This is a genomic window from Candidatus Solincola tengchongensis (genome assembly GCF_015711935.1).
GTDB lineage: Bacteria > Actinomycetota > Geothermincolia > Geothermincolales > RBG-13-55-18 > Solincola_A > Solincola_A tengchongensis.
Window position 1 is genome coordinate 1 of sequence record NZ_JACVJJ010000075.1, and the last position, 17,558, is coordinate 17,558.

The following is a 17,558-nucleotide window of genomic DNA, read 5'->3' on the forward strand; positions in this document are numbered from 1 at the left end:
GGAAGGGTTCGGGGCGGGCAAGCTCCGGCCTCCCACAGGGAGGATCAGCCGACCCCAAGCAGTGCACGTGGCAGTTGGCGGTGCAACCCTCGAGCGGCGAGAACCTCCCCGGACCGGTGCGGCGCGAGAAGGGCATGGGGAAAGCCTCGCAGTGAGGGAGACCGGGGGAATCGGCGGCCTCCGACGGCAATTCCTGGCATACGGCGTAGGTCATGCCCAGCTTGCCGGACAGGGAGGCGGCGAGGCGGTGGAACTGCAGCCGTCCGGCGGTCGGGAGCATGTAACCGCCGGAGGTCGCGGAACGGTCGAAAATGTAGTCCTCCATGAGGCGGCGGGCCTCCAGCGCGGAGCGGGTAGCAACAGCTTCCGCCAGTGCCTTGCGGGTGGCCGCGGTGAAGCGGCCCGTTGAGCTCACCACATGGCGGGCGCCGGCGAGGGAGGCGTCATGGAGCAACTCCTCCAGGCGTTCGTCCCAATACGCACCGTAGGTTGCCCTCCAGAGGTGGGGAATGAAGGGGTCCAGGCGGAGGGTGGCGGGCAATCCTCTGGAGGTGGCCCAGGACAGGGCTTCCAGCCTCTTTTCATAAGGGGGCGCAGCCGGGGATAGCAGGCGGAGCACTTCGGGCGGACCCTCGATGGTTACCTCCAGGAAGAAGTAGCCGCCGCCCGGAAAACCCTCCACGGGGTCGAGGAAGGTGGGATCACCTTTGGTTATCATATGAAAACTTATTCCCCAGCGCACCAGCACCCGTATCAGCTCGAGCATCACCCGCCTGAGTTCCGGAACCGCCTGGCAGGGGTCGGTGACATTGGAGATGGAGATGGGCGGGCAGAGCTCAAGCGCCGAGAGCTCCCTCTCCACCACCTCGGCCAGATTTGAGTACACCTGCATGCTGGAATCGGATGAACGGGAATATACGGCATCCCTGGCATAGCAGTACAGGCAGCTGTGGGTGCAATGCGGCCTCCCCGGGGGCGTGACGTTCAGTATCCACTTGTGGTAGCACTTGCGCCCCGGGCCGCGGTAAGGAAAGTCGTGCAGGGTGGGAGACCTGCGTTCCACGAGCATGACGTCCATGGTTCCATGATAAGGGAAGGGAACGGCGGGTTCATCCCGAAGGCGGCGTTTTCGCCGAAGAAGAAGGATAGACTCCCGTCTTCCTCTCGGGAAGTATGCAGTGATTTCATATACTCTCAAGAGCAGGAGAAGCGGTAGGGCTACGGCGCTGCTCCCGTCCGGGCTGGCCTTTCGGCTCCAAGAACGGAGGGATGAGAGGGAGGCCCCTCGGGCTTTTTCGTTGCGAATGGTGTGCAGCTAAACGACGCGGGAACCTCTGGCCTGGAGGGGGGAGCGTTTTCCCGCGGAACGCTTGTGCCGTTGTGCGTTTCCGCCTATACCCCTTGACGCACGGGGGAATTTTTCCCACCGGCGTGGAGTTCCGGGCCGATCCCGCTGTGTCAGTATTTCGGCCCTGTGGAATTTGGGAGAGAAAGGGGCGATTTCACCCCGACCGTCCGCCCGACGCCGGACGCGTTTGCCGCCCTGTCGGCAGCTGCCTCTGTTGCCATTCCCCTCCGGTAAATCTATAATGTTTCGCGGCGGTTCGAGTTAATAACCAGGGTAAGGTCGCAGCCATGGACGAAGCAGCTATCGCTCCGCACCCAATCCTCCCACTTTTGTCAGAAGCGGGACCCGTCACCTTTCCGGCGCGTCCCCTTGAAATACATTCCGGGCGGAAAGATCATCCCGTACCGCAATCCTTTTACAGGTGAAGGAGGTAAGTAATGGCCAGGGAACTGCAGGAAGTCTACCTCATCGACGCCTGCCGGACGGCCTTCGGGAAGGCGCGGCCGGACGGCATCTTCGCCCAGACCAGGGCCGACGACATGGTGGTCAAGGTCATCCGCTCCCTCCTGGAGAGGAACCCCGAGGTGCCCAGAGACAGGATCGACGACAACATCTGGGCCGCCTCCACCCAGTGGGGGGACCAGGGCCTGACCATCGGGCGCACCACGGCCATCCTGGCCGGGCTGCCTGTGACCACGCCGGGCTGCGCCGTGGACCGCATGTGCTCGGGCGCCCTTACCGCCGCGGCCTTCGGGGCCTCTCAAATACAGGTGGGCGCCGCCGACTTGATTATCGCCGGCGGCGTGGAGCACATGTTCCGTCACCCCATGGGGCAGGGAGCGGACCCCAACCCCCGCTTCCTGGCGGAGAAGCTGGTGGACCAGAGCGCCCTGAACATGGGCATGACCGCCGAGAACCTGCACGACATGTATCCCGACATCACCAAGGACATCTGTGACGAGTACGCGCTCCTGTCGCAGCAGAAGGCCAAGAAGGCACTGGACGAGGGGAAGATCGCCAAGATCCTGGTGCCCATGACCGTGTGGACGGGAAACGGCTGGAAGGTGGCGGACAGGGACGAGCAGCCGCGCCCAGATGCCACACTTGAAGGCATGAAGGACCTGCGCACCCCCTTCCGGGTCAAGGGGAGGGTCACCCCGGGCAACGCCTCCGGGCTCAACGACGGCGCCGCCGGCGTTATCCTGGCCTCGGAGAAGGCGGTCAAGGAATACGGGCTCAAGCCCCGCATGCGGCTGGTGCAGTACGCCTTCGCCGCCGTGAAGCCGGAGATCATGGGGCTCGGGCCGGTGCCCGCCACCAAGAAGGTGCTGGAGAGGGCGGGCATGAAGTTCGACGACCTGGACGTCATCGAGCTCAACGAGGCCTTCGCCGTGCAGTGCGTGGTGTTCATGAAGGAGTTCGGGATGCAGCTGGTCGACGATCCGCGCCTCAACCCCTGGGGAGGGGCCATCGCCTACGGGCATCCTCTGGCCTCCTCCGGTGGACGCCTCCTGGCCCACCTGGCCTACCAGTTCGAGGAGAACCCCAAGCTGAAGTACGGCTTGGCCACCCTGTGTGTGGGCCTGGGACAGGGCGCTTCCATGATCTGGGAGAACGTCCAGAACTGATCGAGGGATAAGGAAAGGAGGAAGCGATGCCCGAGGAGCTGGTCACCCACTTCAAGGAGACCTACTACGACTCGCCGGCCGGCAAGGTCGCCATAGTGACCATGGACAACGGCGAGGATTACCGCAAGCCCAACACCTTCGGCTTCGGGGCCATGCAGAGCCTCAACGAGTGCCTGGACCGCATCCAGGCCCAGGGCGACGTGAAGGCCATGGTCCTCACCGGCAAGCCCTTCATCTTCGCCGCCGGGGCCGACCTCACCCAGGTCCCCCAGGTGAAGACCAAAGAACAGGCCATGGAGATAGCCAGGGCGGGGCACGCCGCCTTCAAGCGCATCATAGACCTCCCCTTCGTCACCGTGGCCGCGGTGAACGGAGTGGCCCTGGGAGGGGGGCTGGAGATCGCTCTGGCCTGCAAGTACCGCACCGTGGCCTCCAGCGTGGAGCACATCGGCTTCCCGGAATGCTTCCTGGGCCTCATCCCCGGATGGGGCGGGACCACCCTGCTCCCCAAGCTGGTGGGTCCGGAGAAGGCCATCCAGGTCATCATCTACAACGCCCTGAACAACAACCGCATGATCAAGGCCAAAGAGGCCCTGGACATGGGCATCATGGACCGCATGTTCGAGCCGGTGGACCTCCTGGACAAGAGCGTGCAGTTCGCCGTGGACCTGGTCCTGGGCAAGGAGAAGGTGGAGAGGCCGGAGCCCGACTGGTCCAACCTGGACTCCCTGGTGGAACAGGCCAAGGCCTTCGCCGACTCCAAGGTGCACGGTAACTCCCGCGCCCCCTACATGGCCATAGACATCATCGCCAAGGCCAGGGACATCACCATCGACGAGGGGTTCGCCCTGGAGGACGAGGCCCTGGGCGAGCTCATCCCCTCCCCCCAGATGCAGGCCGGGGCTTACGCCTTCGACCTCACCCAGCGCCGGGCCCGCAAGCCGGTGGGGGTCCCGGAGGGCCAGCCGCTTCCGGTGCGCAAGGTGGGCATCCTGGGCGCCGGGCTCATGGGCAGCCAACTTGCGGTGCTCTTCCTGCGCCGCATGCAGATCCCCGTGGTCATCAAGGACATCAAGCAGGAGTTCGTGGACCGCGGCGTGAACTACATCCAGCAGGAGATCAACCGCCAGGCGGAGAAGGGGCGCATCGACAAGGAGCGGGTGCCCTGGCTGCTCAGCCTGGTGGAGCCCACCCTGGACTACAAGGATATGGCGGAGTGCGACTTCATCATCGAGGCCGTCCTGGAGGAGATGCCTATAAAGAAACAGGTCTTCGGAGAGATAGAGGAGCATATCGCGGAGACGGCCATACTGGCCACCAACACCTCCTCCCTCTCGGTGACGGAGATGGCCTCCGACCTCAAGCACCCGGAGCGGGTGGTGGGCTTCCACTTCTTCAACCCGGTGGCGGCCATGCCCCTCCTGGAGATCATCAAAGCGGAGAAGACCAACGACCCCACACTGATCACCGCCTTCGACGTGGGAAAGAAGCTGGGCAAGCGGTGCGTTCTGTGCAAGGACGCCCCGGCCTTCGTGGTCAACCGCCTGCTCATCCGCTCCATGGTGGAGACCATCAAGCTGGTGGATGAGGGCAACGACTTCAAGGATGTGGACCAGGCCCTATGGGCCCTGGGGACCCCCATGCCCCCCTTCGCCCTCCTGGCCCTGGTGGGCCCGGCCATCGCCATGCACGCCACGGAGACCCTGGCCGCCGCCTTCCCCGAGCGCTATTTCGTGAGCGACAACCTCAGGGAGCTGGTGGCCCGCAAGAAGCCCGGCGTGTATGGCCCGGACGGCGAGGTGGACCCCGAGGTGCGTGAGTTCTGGAAGCAGGCCGACCCGCCGAAGAAGGCCACGCCGGAGGAGATGCGCGACCGGGTGAGCCTGGCCCTGGCCGACGAGGCCTGGCACATGCTGGAGGACGGCGTGGTGGGCGCCCCGCAGGAGATCGACATCTGCATGATATTCGGCGCCGGCTACCCCTTCTACATGGGCGGGCTTACCAAGTACCTGGATTACGCGGGGTACTCCGAGAAGGCTCGCGGCAAGAAGTTCCACCCGGAGGACTGAGGGAAGAAGGTAGACAGCGGCCCCCCTCGCGGGGGCCGCTTCTTTATGGGGTCAGTACTTGATAGAATTACCCCTGCAAGACTCAATCCCAGGAAGGCAAGTCGAGCTGAGCATGCAAGTTTCAAGAAATGACTCCATGTTGCCCGAAGGCATCTTTCTGCACCGCGATAAGGAGACCGTATGGCCGGCATCGGCCAACGTCCTGGCCATAAAGGATTCCGACGGGGTATCCCTGGTGGACGTGGGGTGCGGGCACGAGGAGACCTACCTGCGGCTGAAGGATTTCCTCTCCTCCCACGGTTTCGAGATTGACGACGTGCATACCGTGGTCCTCACCCACGCCCATCCGGATCATATGGGGGCCATGCGTTTTCTCCTGGAGGAGGCGAACCCGCGCATCTTCCTCCACCCGGTGGAGATGCCTCTGGCCGCCGATCCCTCGCGCCTCAACCACACCTTCGGCATGGACATCCCCTTCCGCTACGGGATGGCGGAGATCCCGCGGGAGCGGGCGGACATCATCGAGTACTTCCGGGGGCTCTGCCCCATGGCCAGCGCCGAGGCCACTCACCGGCTTCTGCCGGGAGAGGAGCTCCGGCTGGGCGGATATTGCTTCCAGATTGTGGAAACTCCAGGTCACGCCAACGGCCTGGTCTCCCTCTTCGAGAAAAGGACGGGCATGCTCTTCTCCGCCGACGCCGTGGGCGAGGTGGTGGCCTGGTACGCTCCGGACTCCGGGGGGCTCATCGGGTTCCTGGAGGGGCTGGAGAGGCTGGCCGTACTGCCCGCCGGGTTTCTTGTGCCCTCCCACGGCGGGGTGAGCGTTCGGCCCGCGGAGGAGATTGCCAGGACCAGGGCCTACCTCTTGCGACGCGAGGAGAAGATTGTCCGAGAACTGACGGCGGAACCGCTCCCCTTTCCTGACCTTGTGAAGCGTATCTTCAAGAACCAGCTCATCCATCTTTTTCCGGGTCCGCAGATAATCCAGTGCCACCTGGACAAGCTGGAGGCGGAGGGCAGGGTCCGTTGTCACGGCCCGGAGGGGGGTTTCCTGGTCGAGCTGCTGGAAAGAGGTTGACCGGGCACGAAAGATAGGGGGGCGTCATCTCCACTGGATTCCTGGAGCGACTTGGCATGAGGAAATCGCTATCCCTCGCGAACTTCGCCTTTCTCGGGTTAGGCGAGAAGCGGGAGGACATAAGTTTCTCCGCCAAGATAGGTTTTGTGGCGCTGCTTCCGGCCGCCATACTCGTTTATGCCCGCCGAACGGGCCTCCCCCTGTGACGAGGGCTCCCGGGAAAACGACTTGATTCGCGGGTGTGGGGAATGCCGCGTATCGGGCGTCCGCCGGCTTGAGGTGACGTGAGGTGCGGCTTTTTTCTTTCCTTCCATGCGGGAGGCGGTTGACGTCAGGAACGATCGCCCAAGATGCTCGCGCCAAGTATAATCGGTGACAAGCGGCTTTCTTTAAGATAAAGTCGGAGTAAGGGGAAGCGTTTCCGTGCGTGGCTGCGGCTTGTCGTGACGCGAGGGAAAATAACCCGTGGGTAGGGGGTCGGCGGAGGAAGGGAGGCCAAGGCACTCGCCCGTCATGCGCCGGAGCAGGGCCGGAAAAATATACCTACACGTGAACGGGCTGATCATTGTGGCGTGAGCCGGGTTGCGGAAGCGCGATCCCGGGGGACGAAGGGAAAGCCGCCATGCCGGCGAAGAATCTTTAGGCTTGTATCTTTAACGTCTTATCCCCGGCCTGGATTTGACAGGTAGCAGGATGACCGCCGTTTGACGGGAAGGCGTCGGGAAATCGACCGGTTCCGATTGGGGGTGGTGTAGATGGGTTTTTGCCCGCATTGCGGACAGGAGAACCGCGACGACGCGCGATTCTGTGTGAACTGCGGAACCGCCTTGCAGGCGGCACGGCAGGAGACACAGACCGCGCCGCCCTACCCCAGCCCCCCGGGGGGAGCGGCCGAACCGCCCCCTCCGCCTCCGGGCCCGGCGGCGCCCCCGGAGGCGGCGGTTCCGCCTTACCCGCCTACGGGGACGGCCGCCACGACCCCTCCCGGGATCGCCGCACCCGCTGCTCCCGGCGCCGCATATCGGCCCGCGGTGGGCGTGGCCTACCCTGCGCGGGCGGCTTCCGGCACAGGCAAGAGGAAGCCGGTCTTCTGGGTCGGCGCCTGCGTCCTGGTCTTGGCCGGCCTGCTCGTCCTTATCAGCTCCTTCCTCCCCTGGATATCGGGACCCTTCGGCTTCGGCTCGGTGAGCGGGATGGATTTTGTGACCAAGGAGCAGTTCCGGATGGACAACCTCTTCTTCGATTACGGGAACGGCTACCCCTTCTTCAGCGGGCTGGTCTCCCTCATCCTGGGAGTGCTCCTGGCCTTCCTGGCCGTCGTCCTGCTGGCCTCGCGCCGGAAATGGCCGGCGGGTCTGGCCTTGCCCTTCTGTATAATCTCCCTTGGGGTGGCGATAACCAACCTCTCCAGCATCCTGCGCGGTCCGGGCGGGGCGGATATGATCTCCGCCGGGTCGGGGATATATGTGTTCATCATCTTTTCCCTACTGGGACTGGTCGGGTCCATCATGTCCCTGGCCGGGTGAGCAGGCAGCCGTTGCGCTTTTATGGTTTTACGTGGGGGACTGGCGGGATACATCATGTCCCGAGCAGGAAGCCGTTTTAAACGTTCTGAGGAACAAGGCCTTGCTTCTGGAGCGGGATGGGTCCCTTGAATCGAGGCGCAGTAGCAAAGCATGGCTACACCGTGTGGGTTTTATCTGTTCAAGCGCAGGATGAGGTGTTAGTATCTCCCTTGAAAGGTTGTTGACGGCTTCCCACGAGTGATATGCAAAAAAGCGGAAGTGGGATGAGCCGGCTTAAAAAACGGCTTTATCATCCCTCATGCCTCTCAGCCGGGCTCGTCCTCATAGCGGTGATTTTTACCTGCGCGAAGGGTGCGGCAGCGCATAGCCCCTCGTTCCTTCCCTTGTGCCTCCCCCTCCTGGGTATCGCCGTCATCACCAACGTGGAGGCGGGAAAGAACCGTTACGGACGATACAAGCGTTACCACCTCCCGGAGTTGGTGGGGGACCGAGGCCTGGTAGTGGAGACGGAGACCATGGAGGAGATCGACGGGGCCATGGACCGCATCCTCTCCCGGGGCGAGAGGGTCATCTGCCTCAACGGTGGGGACGGCACGGTGCAGCGGGCCCTCACCCGGCTGGTGAACCGCTTCGGGGAGGACGAGGACAACCTCCCGGTCATCTTCCCCCTGCGGGGAGGGACCATGAACCTCCTCGCCGACCATCTGGGCATCAAGGGTAGCACGCCGGAGCTCATGGAGCGGGCGCTGCGCGCGGTGGAGGGCGGCGGGGAGACGCCCTGCGTTCAAGTCCCAACCCTGCGGGTGACCAGGAGGGTCGGGGAGCACGAGGAGAGGGAGTACGGGTTCTTCTTCGGCCACGGAGCTCTCTACCGCTTCCACCGCGTCTATTACCGGGACACCAAGGGAGGCCCCCTGGCGGCGGCGGCCCTCTTCACCAAATGCACCATCGGGGGCGCCACGGGCTTGACCCGCTACAAGGACGTCTTCGGCATGACCCCCGCACGGCTGGTCATCGACGACTACGAGATGCCCGGGGACCGTTTCACCGTTATCCTGGCGGTGATATTCAAGGTGGTGGTGATCACCTTTGACGCCTTCCGGGACGTGGGGGAGGGTGACTTCTACGTGTTGGCCACCAACGTCCCCTTCTTCCGCATGGTGGGTCGCCTCCCCAGGCTGCTCTGGGCCCGCGGCGCGGAGCCTCCTTACCCTCGGGAGGAGTTCTTCAACGAGAGGGCCAGGCGAGTCTTCATCGAATGCCGCGAGGGGTACAGCCTTGACGGGGAGGTCTTCGAGCTCGAGGAGCCCTACACCCTGACCGTGGAGCGAGGCCCCACGGTGCGGGTTCTAATGCCGCCCTCGTAGGGCAAGCGACCACGTCGGGACAATATATGGGAGTTTCCATCGTGTTCCTTATGGAGTCCTTGCTTCGCCTTTTCCCGGTGCGCTTGGCGTCGGAGGAGATTCGCGCCCTCTCGTTTATAAGGCAAAATCGCCGTGTCCGGGTTCTCAGAAATAAAGTAAGGGGGTGAGGGTCACCAAGCCGGGTTCCTCGGTATGAGGGAGGTACCAGTGCCCTCAGACGAGAGAAGGCGCCGATTCGCAAAAACCACTCCTGGGCGAGAGGAGATCGTTTTCGCCAGGAGATGGCCTCTAGATCGAGTTTCGCGTCTCTCCGGTAGGCGCTGCCACCTTGGGAGGTCGAGCGACCCATATATTTCTGGGAAAAAGTTGATCGGCAGAACGAAAGGCAATTCCTTTCAACCCTAGACCTAAAAATGGTGCCGCCCCTGGTTCGGGAGCGAGGTGTGTCGGGTAGACGAGAAAAGCATGCACAGAGGCGGGCTTCAAGCCTTGATTCGATTGATGCTTCGATGCCGCCCATATAGAATATAAAAGGACTTCTCTTTCAGGTGGCCGAAACATGGGCTGGATAACTTGCCTGAAAGGGTGGTTTTTATGCGGACTACTTCGTGAGGTCTTGGCTATAAAAAGAGGTTACGATGTCTTCTTCAAGTAGTGCCGGCTTCGGGAAGACTCACTCACCTTTCGGGAACGAATCGCACTGCAGGCTCTTATCCGGTTTCTCCTATCGCCTCCCGCTGTATTCCTGCCCAGGACCTCTGTCGAGGCATGCGGCATCGCAAGATCTCTTTAAAACCGGATACTAGCAGTCAAGTACGTTCATACGGCTTGTTTGCTCACCACAGGAGAATTGACTTGGAAGGGTTGAGAGGATAGGAGGATATTTCTGGGAGAAAACTACAGCCCGTGTGGCTGTCCAGGTGACGGGGGGTTTCATAAGCTTGTCGCAGTGGCTGAGGCGACGGCTCTCTTGAATAGGGGTGAGAGACCTTCGTGGGGCTTTACGGGAAGGACACCGCTCGCCTGTGAAGCGTTTTGTGTGCCTGTTAACGAGGGTAAAGGGTGGTGAGGATGATGCCGAAGGAGAGGTTACGAAAGGCGGGCGCTGCCACCTTGGCGGCCCTGCTCGTTATTGCCGCCGCCATCTTCTTTTCCCATCCGCTGCAGGCTTCGGCGGCGATCGATTTCGTTTGGGAGAGTGAGCCCACGGATTACCATTCCGTCTCCGCCCATAAATCCACCCACGTCTGGGCGGTGGGAGCCGGCGGCACCACACTCTTCCACGACGGCACCTCCTGGACGGCGCAGGAGAGCGGGACCACCCAGGACCTCAACTCGGTCTCCTTCCTTGATACCGCCCTCGTCTGGGCGGTGGGAGACTCCGGAACTATCCTCTTCCACGACGGCACCTCCTGGACGGCGCAGGAGAGCGGGACCACCCAGGACCTCAACTCGGTCTCCGCCCTTGACACCGCCCACGTCTGGGCGGTGGGAGCCGGCGGCACCATCCTCTTCCACGACGGCACCTCCTGGACGGCGCAGGAGAGCGGGACCACCCAGGACCTAAAGTCCGTCTCCGCCCTGGACAAAGATCACGTCTGGGTGGTGGGAAATTACGGCACAATCCTCTTCTGGGATGGGAAGTTTTGGACAGCGCAGGCCAGCGGCACGACCGCACACCTAAACGCGGTGTCCGCCCTGGACGCAAACCACGTATGGGCGGTGGGATCTGGCGGAACCATCCTCTTCTACGACGGCAACTCCTGGACGCCGCAGGGGAGCGGCACCACCCAGGACCTCAACTCCGTCTCCGCCTTCGATCCCACTCACGTCTGGGCGGTGGGGAACTCCGGCACCGTCCTCTTCTACGAAGAAGCGTTTTGGGTGATTTGGGATTGCGTGACAACGGAGAACCTCAACTCCGTCTTCGCCCTCGATCCAACCCACGTCTGGTCGGTGGGGCCCTCCAGCGGCGCCGTCCTCTTCTACGACGGGGCCAGATGGTCGTTGCAGGGAACCGGATACGGCGGTAGGTTCAACTCCGTCTACGCCCTGGACGCAAGCCACGTCTGGGCGGTGGGGGACTTCGGTACCGTATACTTCTACAACGGGACCTACTGGACGGGGCAGGTGAGCGGCACCAACCAACACATTTACGCCGTCTCCGCCCTGGACGCAAACCACGTCTGGGCGGTGGGATCCGGCGGCACCATCCTCTTCTACAACGGCTCCACCTGGACCGCTCAGGGGAGCGGCATTACCACCCAAAACCTTTACGGCGTCTCCGCCCTCGATCCCACCCACGTCTGGGCGGTGGGAACCGGCGGCACCATCCTCTTCTACGACGGCACCTCCTGGTCCACGCAGACTAGCGGTACCACCACCCTCCTGACCAGCGTCTCCGCCCTGGACGCAAACCACGTCTGGGCGGTGGGATCCGGCGGCACCATCCTCTTCTACAACGGCTCCACCTGGACCGCTCAGGGGAGCGGCATTACCACCCAAAACCTTTACGGCGTCTCCGCCCTCGATCCCACCCACGTCTGGGCGGTGGGAACCGGCGGCACCATCCTCTTCTACGACGGCACCTCCTGGTCCACGCAGACTAGCGGTACCACCACCCTCCTGACCAGCGTCTCCGCCCTGGACGCAAACCACGTCTGGGCGGTGGGATCCGGCGGCACCATCCTCTTCTACAACGGCTCCACCTGGACCGCTCAGGGGAGCGGCATTACCACCCAAAACCTTTACGGCGTCTCCGCCCTCGATCCCACCCACGTCTGGGCGGTGGGAGCCAGCGGCACCATCCTCTTCTACGACGGCAACTCCTGGACGCCGCAGGGGAGCGGCACCACCCAGGACCTCAACTCCGTCTCCGCCTATGATCCCACCCACGTCTGGGCGGTGGGAACCGGCGGCACCATCCTCCTCTTCACCTATTGGAGCACAAAGGCGAGCGGAACTTTACGGAACCTCACTGGCGCCTCCGCCCTCGATCCCACCCACCTCTGGGCAGTGGGAGACCTCGGCACCGTCCTCTTCTACGATGGCTCCACCTGGGATTCGCAGAAGAGCGGCACGACCGCACGCCTAAACTCAGTGTCCGCCCTGGACTCAAGCCACGTCTGGGCGGTTGGGAACTCCGGCACCGTCCTCTTCTACGACGGCTCCACCTGGACCGCTCAGGCGAGCGGCGTTACCACCCAACATCTTTACGGCGTCTCCGCCCTGGACGCAAGCCACGTCTGGGCGGTTGGGAACTCCGGCACCGTCCTCTTCTACGACGGCTCCACCTGGACCGCTCAGGCGAGCGGCGTTACCACCCAACACCTTTACGGCGTCTCCGCCCTGGACGCAAGCCACGTCTGGGCGGTTGGTGGCAACGGAACAATCCTCTTCTACGACGGGACCTCCTGGTCCGCGCAGACCAGCGGCACCACCACTTTCCTGGCCAGCGTCTCCGCCCTGGACGCAAGCCACGTCTGGGCGGTGGGATCCGGCGGCACCGTCCTCTTCTACGACGGCAGTGGATGGTTGCCTCAGGCGGCCGGTACGTCGGAATGGCTCTTCGGTGTCGCGGCCCTCAACGAGAACTACGTCTGCGCGGTCGGGAACAACGGCGCGTTCCTATTCTCCGACGGCTACGGGTGGAGTTCCGGGGGAAGCGGCACCACAGCGCACCTCAAGGCGGTCGCCGGGATGGGGCAGAACCACGTCTGCGTGGTGGGGGATTCCGGGACCATCCTCTTCGGCCACCCGAGGGACGTGGTCATCGCCGCCGCGGCAGAGCCTCCGGGTTCGGGAACGGTCTCCGGGGCGGGAAGCTATCCCTACCGTTACCCGGTTGACTTGGAAGCGAGCCCCAACGCAGGCTACCACTTCCTCTACTGGATAGATAAAGGCGCCCCTGTGTGCCCGAGGTCCGACTACGCTTTCTACGCCCTGCGCGACCGGGATCTGAAGGCCCGCTTCGCCGGCGACCGTTACTTCGTTTCCATTTCCTCAAGCCCGTTGGAAGGAGGGACGGCCACCGGGGGCAGCGCCTGGGAAGGGGCGGGCCTGGGCGTCGGAGGCTGGTATTATCCGATGGCCGAGGGAGGCCCTTACCTTTACGTGGGGACCGGGAACGGGGTTTGGAGATATGATCCGGGGAGCGGCGGATGGGGCTGGATGGGCCCGGAAGGACTGCAGGTCAGGTCCATCGTCTATACCGATACCTACCTTTATGCGGCGGGAACGCAGGGTGGATATAAAAGCGTGCTTCGTTGTCGTCTGTCCACCGGCGAGTGGAGCTCGATGAACTTCACGCGTTATGTCGGCACACTGGCATGGGACGGCGAGCGCCTTTACGCGGGAGTGTTCGGGGACTGGGGAGGAGTATGGCGATGCGACAGTCCCGAGGGGAGCGATCCCGCCTGGAGGTGCATAGGCCTGGAAACAATTGACATCAACGCCCTTCTCTACGACGGCTCCAACCTCTTCGCCGGCACGCTCTTTTACGGGGTACAGCGCTGCTCCGACCCGGGCGGGCCTACGCCCGCCTGGATCCCCATGGGGCTGGGCTGGGAACCGATGGTGGAGTCCTTTGTCTGGGACGGAAGCTCACTTTACGCCGGCTGCAACAACTACTATTCGCAGACGGAGGGCAACGGCCTGTGGCGCTGCGACAACCCTCTGGCCGCCGACCCCTCCTGGGTTCAGGTGGGGCTGGCGGGAAAGAGGACCTCCAGCTTGGCCAAGGACGGCACGTACATCTACGCCGGTACCTGCGATCACGGGGTTTGGAGGTACGACCCGTCGACGTCGAAGTGGAGGTTAATGGGGTTGAGCGGCGCGGGGCATATATGGTCACTCTGCTGGTACCGGTACCACCTCTACGCGGGGACGTCCGGAGGGAACTTGTGGCGCTGCAACTTCTACGCCCCGGGCGAGGAGGTGACGGTGAACGCCGTACCCAACGAGGGATGGCGCTTCTCCTGCTGGAGGGAGAACGGCTCCCCGGTGTCCACGGGGAACCCCTGGACCTTCCCGGTGAATTCCGACCGGGATCTGGAGGCCGAGTTCATAAAGACCTACCGGATAACCTGTTCCGTGGAACCGGAGGGAGCGGGGGAGGCGCTGGGGGCAGGAACCTACGACGAGGGCTCCCCGGTGTCCCTCACGGCCGTCCCCTACACAAATTACCATTTCGTGGGCTGGGTGGAGGGTTCGAGGACCGTATCCCTCGAGAACCCCTACACCTTCACCGCCGGGAGGGACCGCCACCTTGTGGCCCGCTTCGCCCTCGACCGCCGATCCCTCGTCGCTACGGTGAACCCGGAGGGGGCGGGAAGCGTCTCCGGGGGAAGCGCGTGGACACCCGTCGCCCTGGGATCGGAAGAGGTGAAGGCCGCCGCGTGGGACGGCGACTATATCTATATGGCGGCGGGTCAGAGCGGCATATGGCGGTACGATCCGGACACCTCCCAGTGCGCGCGCATCGCCTACATAGAGAACGCCTTGCACTTACCCGAGACCGTCTTCTGGAACGGCACCTCTCTCGTCGCTTCTTATGACGGGACCCGCTGCACCGACAACCCGTGGGAAGAGGAACCAACTTGGAGGGATCTGTGGAATATCGGCGCCTTCACCTACGCCTGGGACGGGAGCTTCCTCTATGCGGGAGTGGGGTACGGGGTTTGGCGGTGCGACGACCCGGAGGTCTGGCCCTTCCCACCCTGGACACAGATCGGGCTCGGGGATTACAAGATAAGCTCGCTCGCCTGGGACGGTAACTCTTTATACGCGGGATGTTCCCAGTATTGGAACCAGCAGGATCACAACGGGGTGTGGCGCTGCGATGACCCGGCAGGGCAGGACCCGACGTGGACCCTGCTGGGGCTCCTGCATGACCGGGTCTTCACCATCCTCCGGGACGGCGACTTCCTCTACGCCGGAACGGAGAGGCAGGGGGTGTGGCGTTACGATTTGACGACCTCGGAGTGGAGCCAGCTGGGGCTGTGCGGCTACGACGTCCGCTCCCTGACCCGGGACTCCGATTACCTCTACGCCGGCACGGATCAGGGCGTGTGGCGCATGGACCTCTCGACGGGAGCGGGATGGAAGCGCATAGGGCTGGGAGATCGCGTGGTCAACACCCTGGCCCGGGACGGCACCTACCTCTACGCGGGGACCGACCAGGGCCTGTGGAAGTACGAGACGGCCTCACACGGCGAGCAGGTGACCCTGACCGCCACTCCCGACCCCGGCTGGCGCTTCCTCCGCTGGACGGAGGGAGGAAGGGAGGTCTCCACGGACAGCGAATACACCTTTACCGCGGAGGAGGACCGGGAACTGGTGGCGCAGTTCGTCATGGAGGACAACTACTCCGTCTCCGTGGCCTCCGAACCGGAGAGCGGCGGTACGGTGAGCGGGGGGAGCACCTGGGGACGCCTGGGCCTGGAGGGGGTTTCCGTCCTCACCGTGGGCTGGGCGGACTCCCTTCTCTTCGCCGGAACGGACGGGAACGGTTTCTGGCGCTACGACCCACAGGACCAGTCTTGGGTAAGGCTGTCCGAGGGCTATGAATTCGATCCCTATCCCATGATCTCCTTCTGCTCCGGCGGCGGTAGTTACTACGCGGGCACTCAAGGACACGGCCTGTTGCGCTACGTTCCTGCCACAAACCAGATGCAGGGTCCCTTCGGAGAGGGTTTCACGGTGAAGGCGCTGGCCTGGGACGGGGTGCTGGTCTACACGGGCACGGAGGGGCACGGCGTTTACCGCTTTGATCCCGTGACCCTCGCTTGGACCTCTGCCGGCCTGGAGGGAAAGGACGTGAACGCGCTCCTCTGGGACGGCGAGTCACTATACGCCGGTTGTGATGACGGCGTCTGGCGTTGTTACCCCACAGGAAGCCCCTCCTGGGAGCGGGTAGGCCTTGACGGAGCGGAAGTCACTTCCCTGTGCCCGAGCTGGACCGGCCTCTATGCGGCCACGCGGTCGGACGGGGTGTGGCGTTACGACCCGGCGGCGAGCGAGCCCTGGAGCCTGACGGGCATGGAGGACCTCCCCGTGGAGCGCCTCCTCTGGGACGGGAGGGGTCTCTACGCATCCACGTCGGACAACGGGGTATGGCGTTACGATGTGGAGGCGTCCGCATGGCACTGCGTCGGGTTGGATGACTCGCGTGTCCTCAGTCTAGCCTGGAGCGGAGAGCAGCTCTACGCCGGATGCGAAGACGGCGTCTGGCGGTACGACACCTTCGCCCACGGGGAGGTGGTCACCCTCTCCTCCGCGCCCAGGTACGGCTGGGTCTTCCTCCGCTGGATGGAGGGCGGTCTGGAGGTCTCCACGGACAATCCGTGGACCTTCAGCGCCGCCTCCGACCGCGCCATCACGGCCCGTTTCGGCAACGCCAGCGTGGCGGTGAACGCCACGGCGCAGCCTGCCGGCGGGGGGACGGTCAGCGGAGGAAGTATCTGGAAAGCGTTGACGCCCTACATGTCCGGGCAGAACGTGAACTCGCTGGTCATGTTGGAGGGCCGGCTTTACGCGGGCACCGGCGGCCCCGGCAACATCGGCAACGGCGTCTTCCGCTGTCCCGATCCAAGGGCGGAAAACACGACCTGGGTGGCCATGAGCGAAGGCCTGGGCGGCGGGAGAGTGCTCTGCATGGCCACTGACGGCACCCACCTCTACGCGGGAACACAGGGGAACGGGGTCTTCCGCTGCCTGGACCCGGGCGGAACGAGCCCTTCTTGGGCATCTATAGGCCTGGACGGCGCCATCGTGAGGGCTCTGCTCTTCGACGGCGCGCGGCTCTACGCCGCGACCGACGGCGGAGTCTTCCGCTGCTTCGACCCGGGAGGGGCGAGCCCCGCATGGTCCAACATAGGATTGAACGGCTATTATGTCAGTTCGTTGGCCTTCGACGGGATAAGGCTCTATGCGGGCACGTGGTCGAACGGTATCTTCCGCTGCTCCGACCCGGGAGGGGCAAGTCCCGCATGGACCAACATAGGGGAGGGATTCCTCGGATCTATCGTGAATGCTCTGGCTTATGACGGAACTTTCCTTTACGCGGGCTTCTATAACACGGGAGTATGGCGATGCCCGAATCCGGACGGGACGAATCCGCCGTGGGAGGCGATAAATCAGGGCCTTGACACTTCCGATGTAAGGACTCTGGCCACTGAGGGCGCCTGCCTTTACGCGGGCACGGCCGCAGCGGGGGTCTTCCGCTGCGTCGACCCGCAGGCCGAGTCTCCGGCCTGGAGGGCCATCAATGCCGGCCTTCCAACCCAGCTTGCCGTAGGAGCTTTTTCTCTGCTCATAGACGAAACCCGCCTTTACGCCGGTACTTCTGTTTGGGTCTGGCGGTTCAACACCTTCGTCAGCGGTTCCCAGATCTCCCTTTCCGCAATCGCCAACCCGGGCTACCGCTTCGTCCGCTGGACGGAGAACGGGATGGAGGTCTCCACTGCCAACCCCTACCAGTTCACGGCCGAATCCGACCGGGAGCTGGTGGCCGAGTTCGTGCGCACCTATAACATCTCCTGTT

7 protein-coding genes are annotated in these 17,558 nt (G+C 63.7%); 6 read left to right on the forward strand and 1 reads right to left on the reverse strand.

Features of this window, described 5'->3' with window-relative positions:
* A partial coding sequence (locus H7007_RS06375; protein WP_287154012.1) for a radical SAM family protein occupies positions 1-1,078 on the reverse strand: 1,078 nt, incomplete at its 3' end.
* Positions 1,079-1,785: 707 nt separating this feature from the next.
* On the opposite strand from H7007_RS06375, the gene H7007_RS06380 reads away from it, so the two are divergent.
* The 6 genes from H7007_RS06380 to H7007_RS06405 form a co-directional block, all read left to right on the forward strand.
* Positions 1,786-2,976: a thiolase family protein gene (locus H7007_RS06380; protein ID WP_287154014.1), complete on the forward strand. Its 1,191-nt coding sequence runs from the start codon at positions 1,786-1,788 to the stop codon at positions 2,974-2,976.
* Positions 2,977-3,002: 26 nt separating this feature from the next.
* Complete coding sequence (locus H7007_RS06385) at positions 3,003-5,045, forward strand: 3-hydroxyacyl-CoA dehydrogenase NAD-binding domain-containing protein (RefSeq protein WP_287154015.1); 2,043 nt, start codon at positions 3,003-3,005, stop codon at positions 5,043-5,045.
* 136 nt (positions 5,046-5,181) lie between these two features.
* Positions 5,182-6,123 carry an MBL fold metallo-hydrolase gene (locus H7007_RS06390; protein WP_287154017.1) on the forward strand — a complete coding sequence of 314 codons (942 nt, stop codon included), beginning with the start codon at positions 5,182-5,184 and terminating at the stop codon, positions 6,121-6,123.
* A gap of 755 nt (positions 6,124-6,878) precedes the next feature.
* Positions 6,879-7,649, forward strand: a complete 771-nt coding sequence (locus H7007_RS06395; RefSeq protein WP_287154018.1) for a zinc ribbon domain-containing protein — start codon at positions 6,879-6,881, stop codon at positions 7,647-7,649.
* 383 nt (positions 7,650-8,032) lie between these two features.
* Entirely contained in the window at positions 8,033-9,016 is a 984-nt protein-coding gene (locus tag H7007_RS06400; RefSeq protein ID WP_287154019.1) for a diacylglycerol/lipid kinase family protein, read from the forward strand.
* Positions 9,017-10,087: 1,071 nt separating this feature from the next.
* The coding region (locus tag H7007_RS06405) for an InlB B-repeat-containing protein (protein ID WP_287154021.1) at positions 10,088-17,558 on the forward strand (7,471 nt) is incomplete at its 3' end.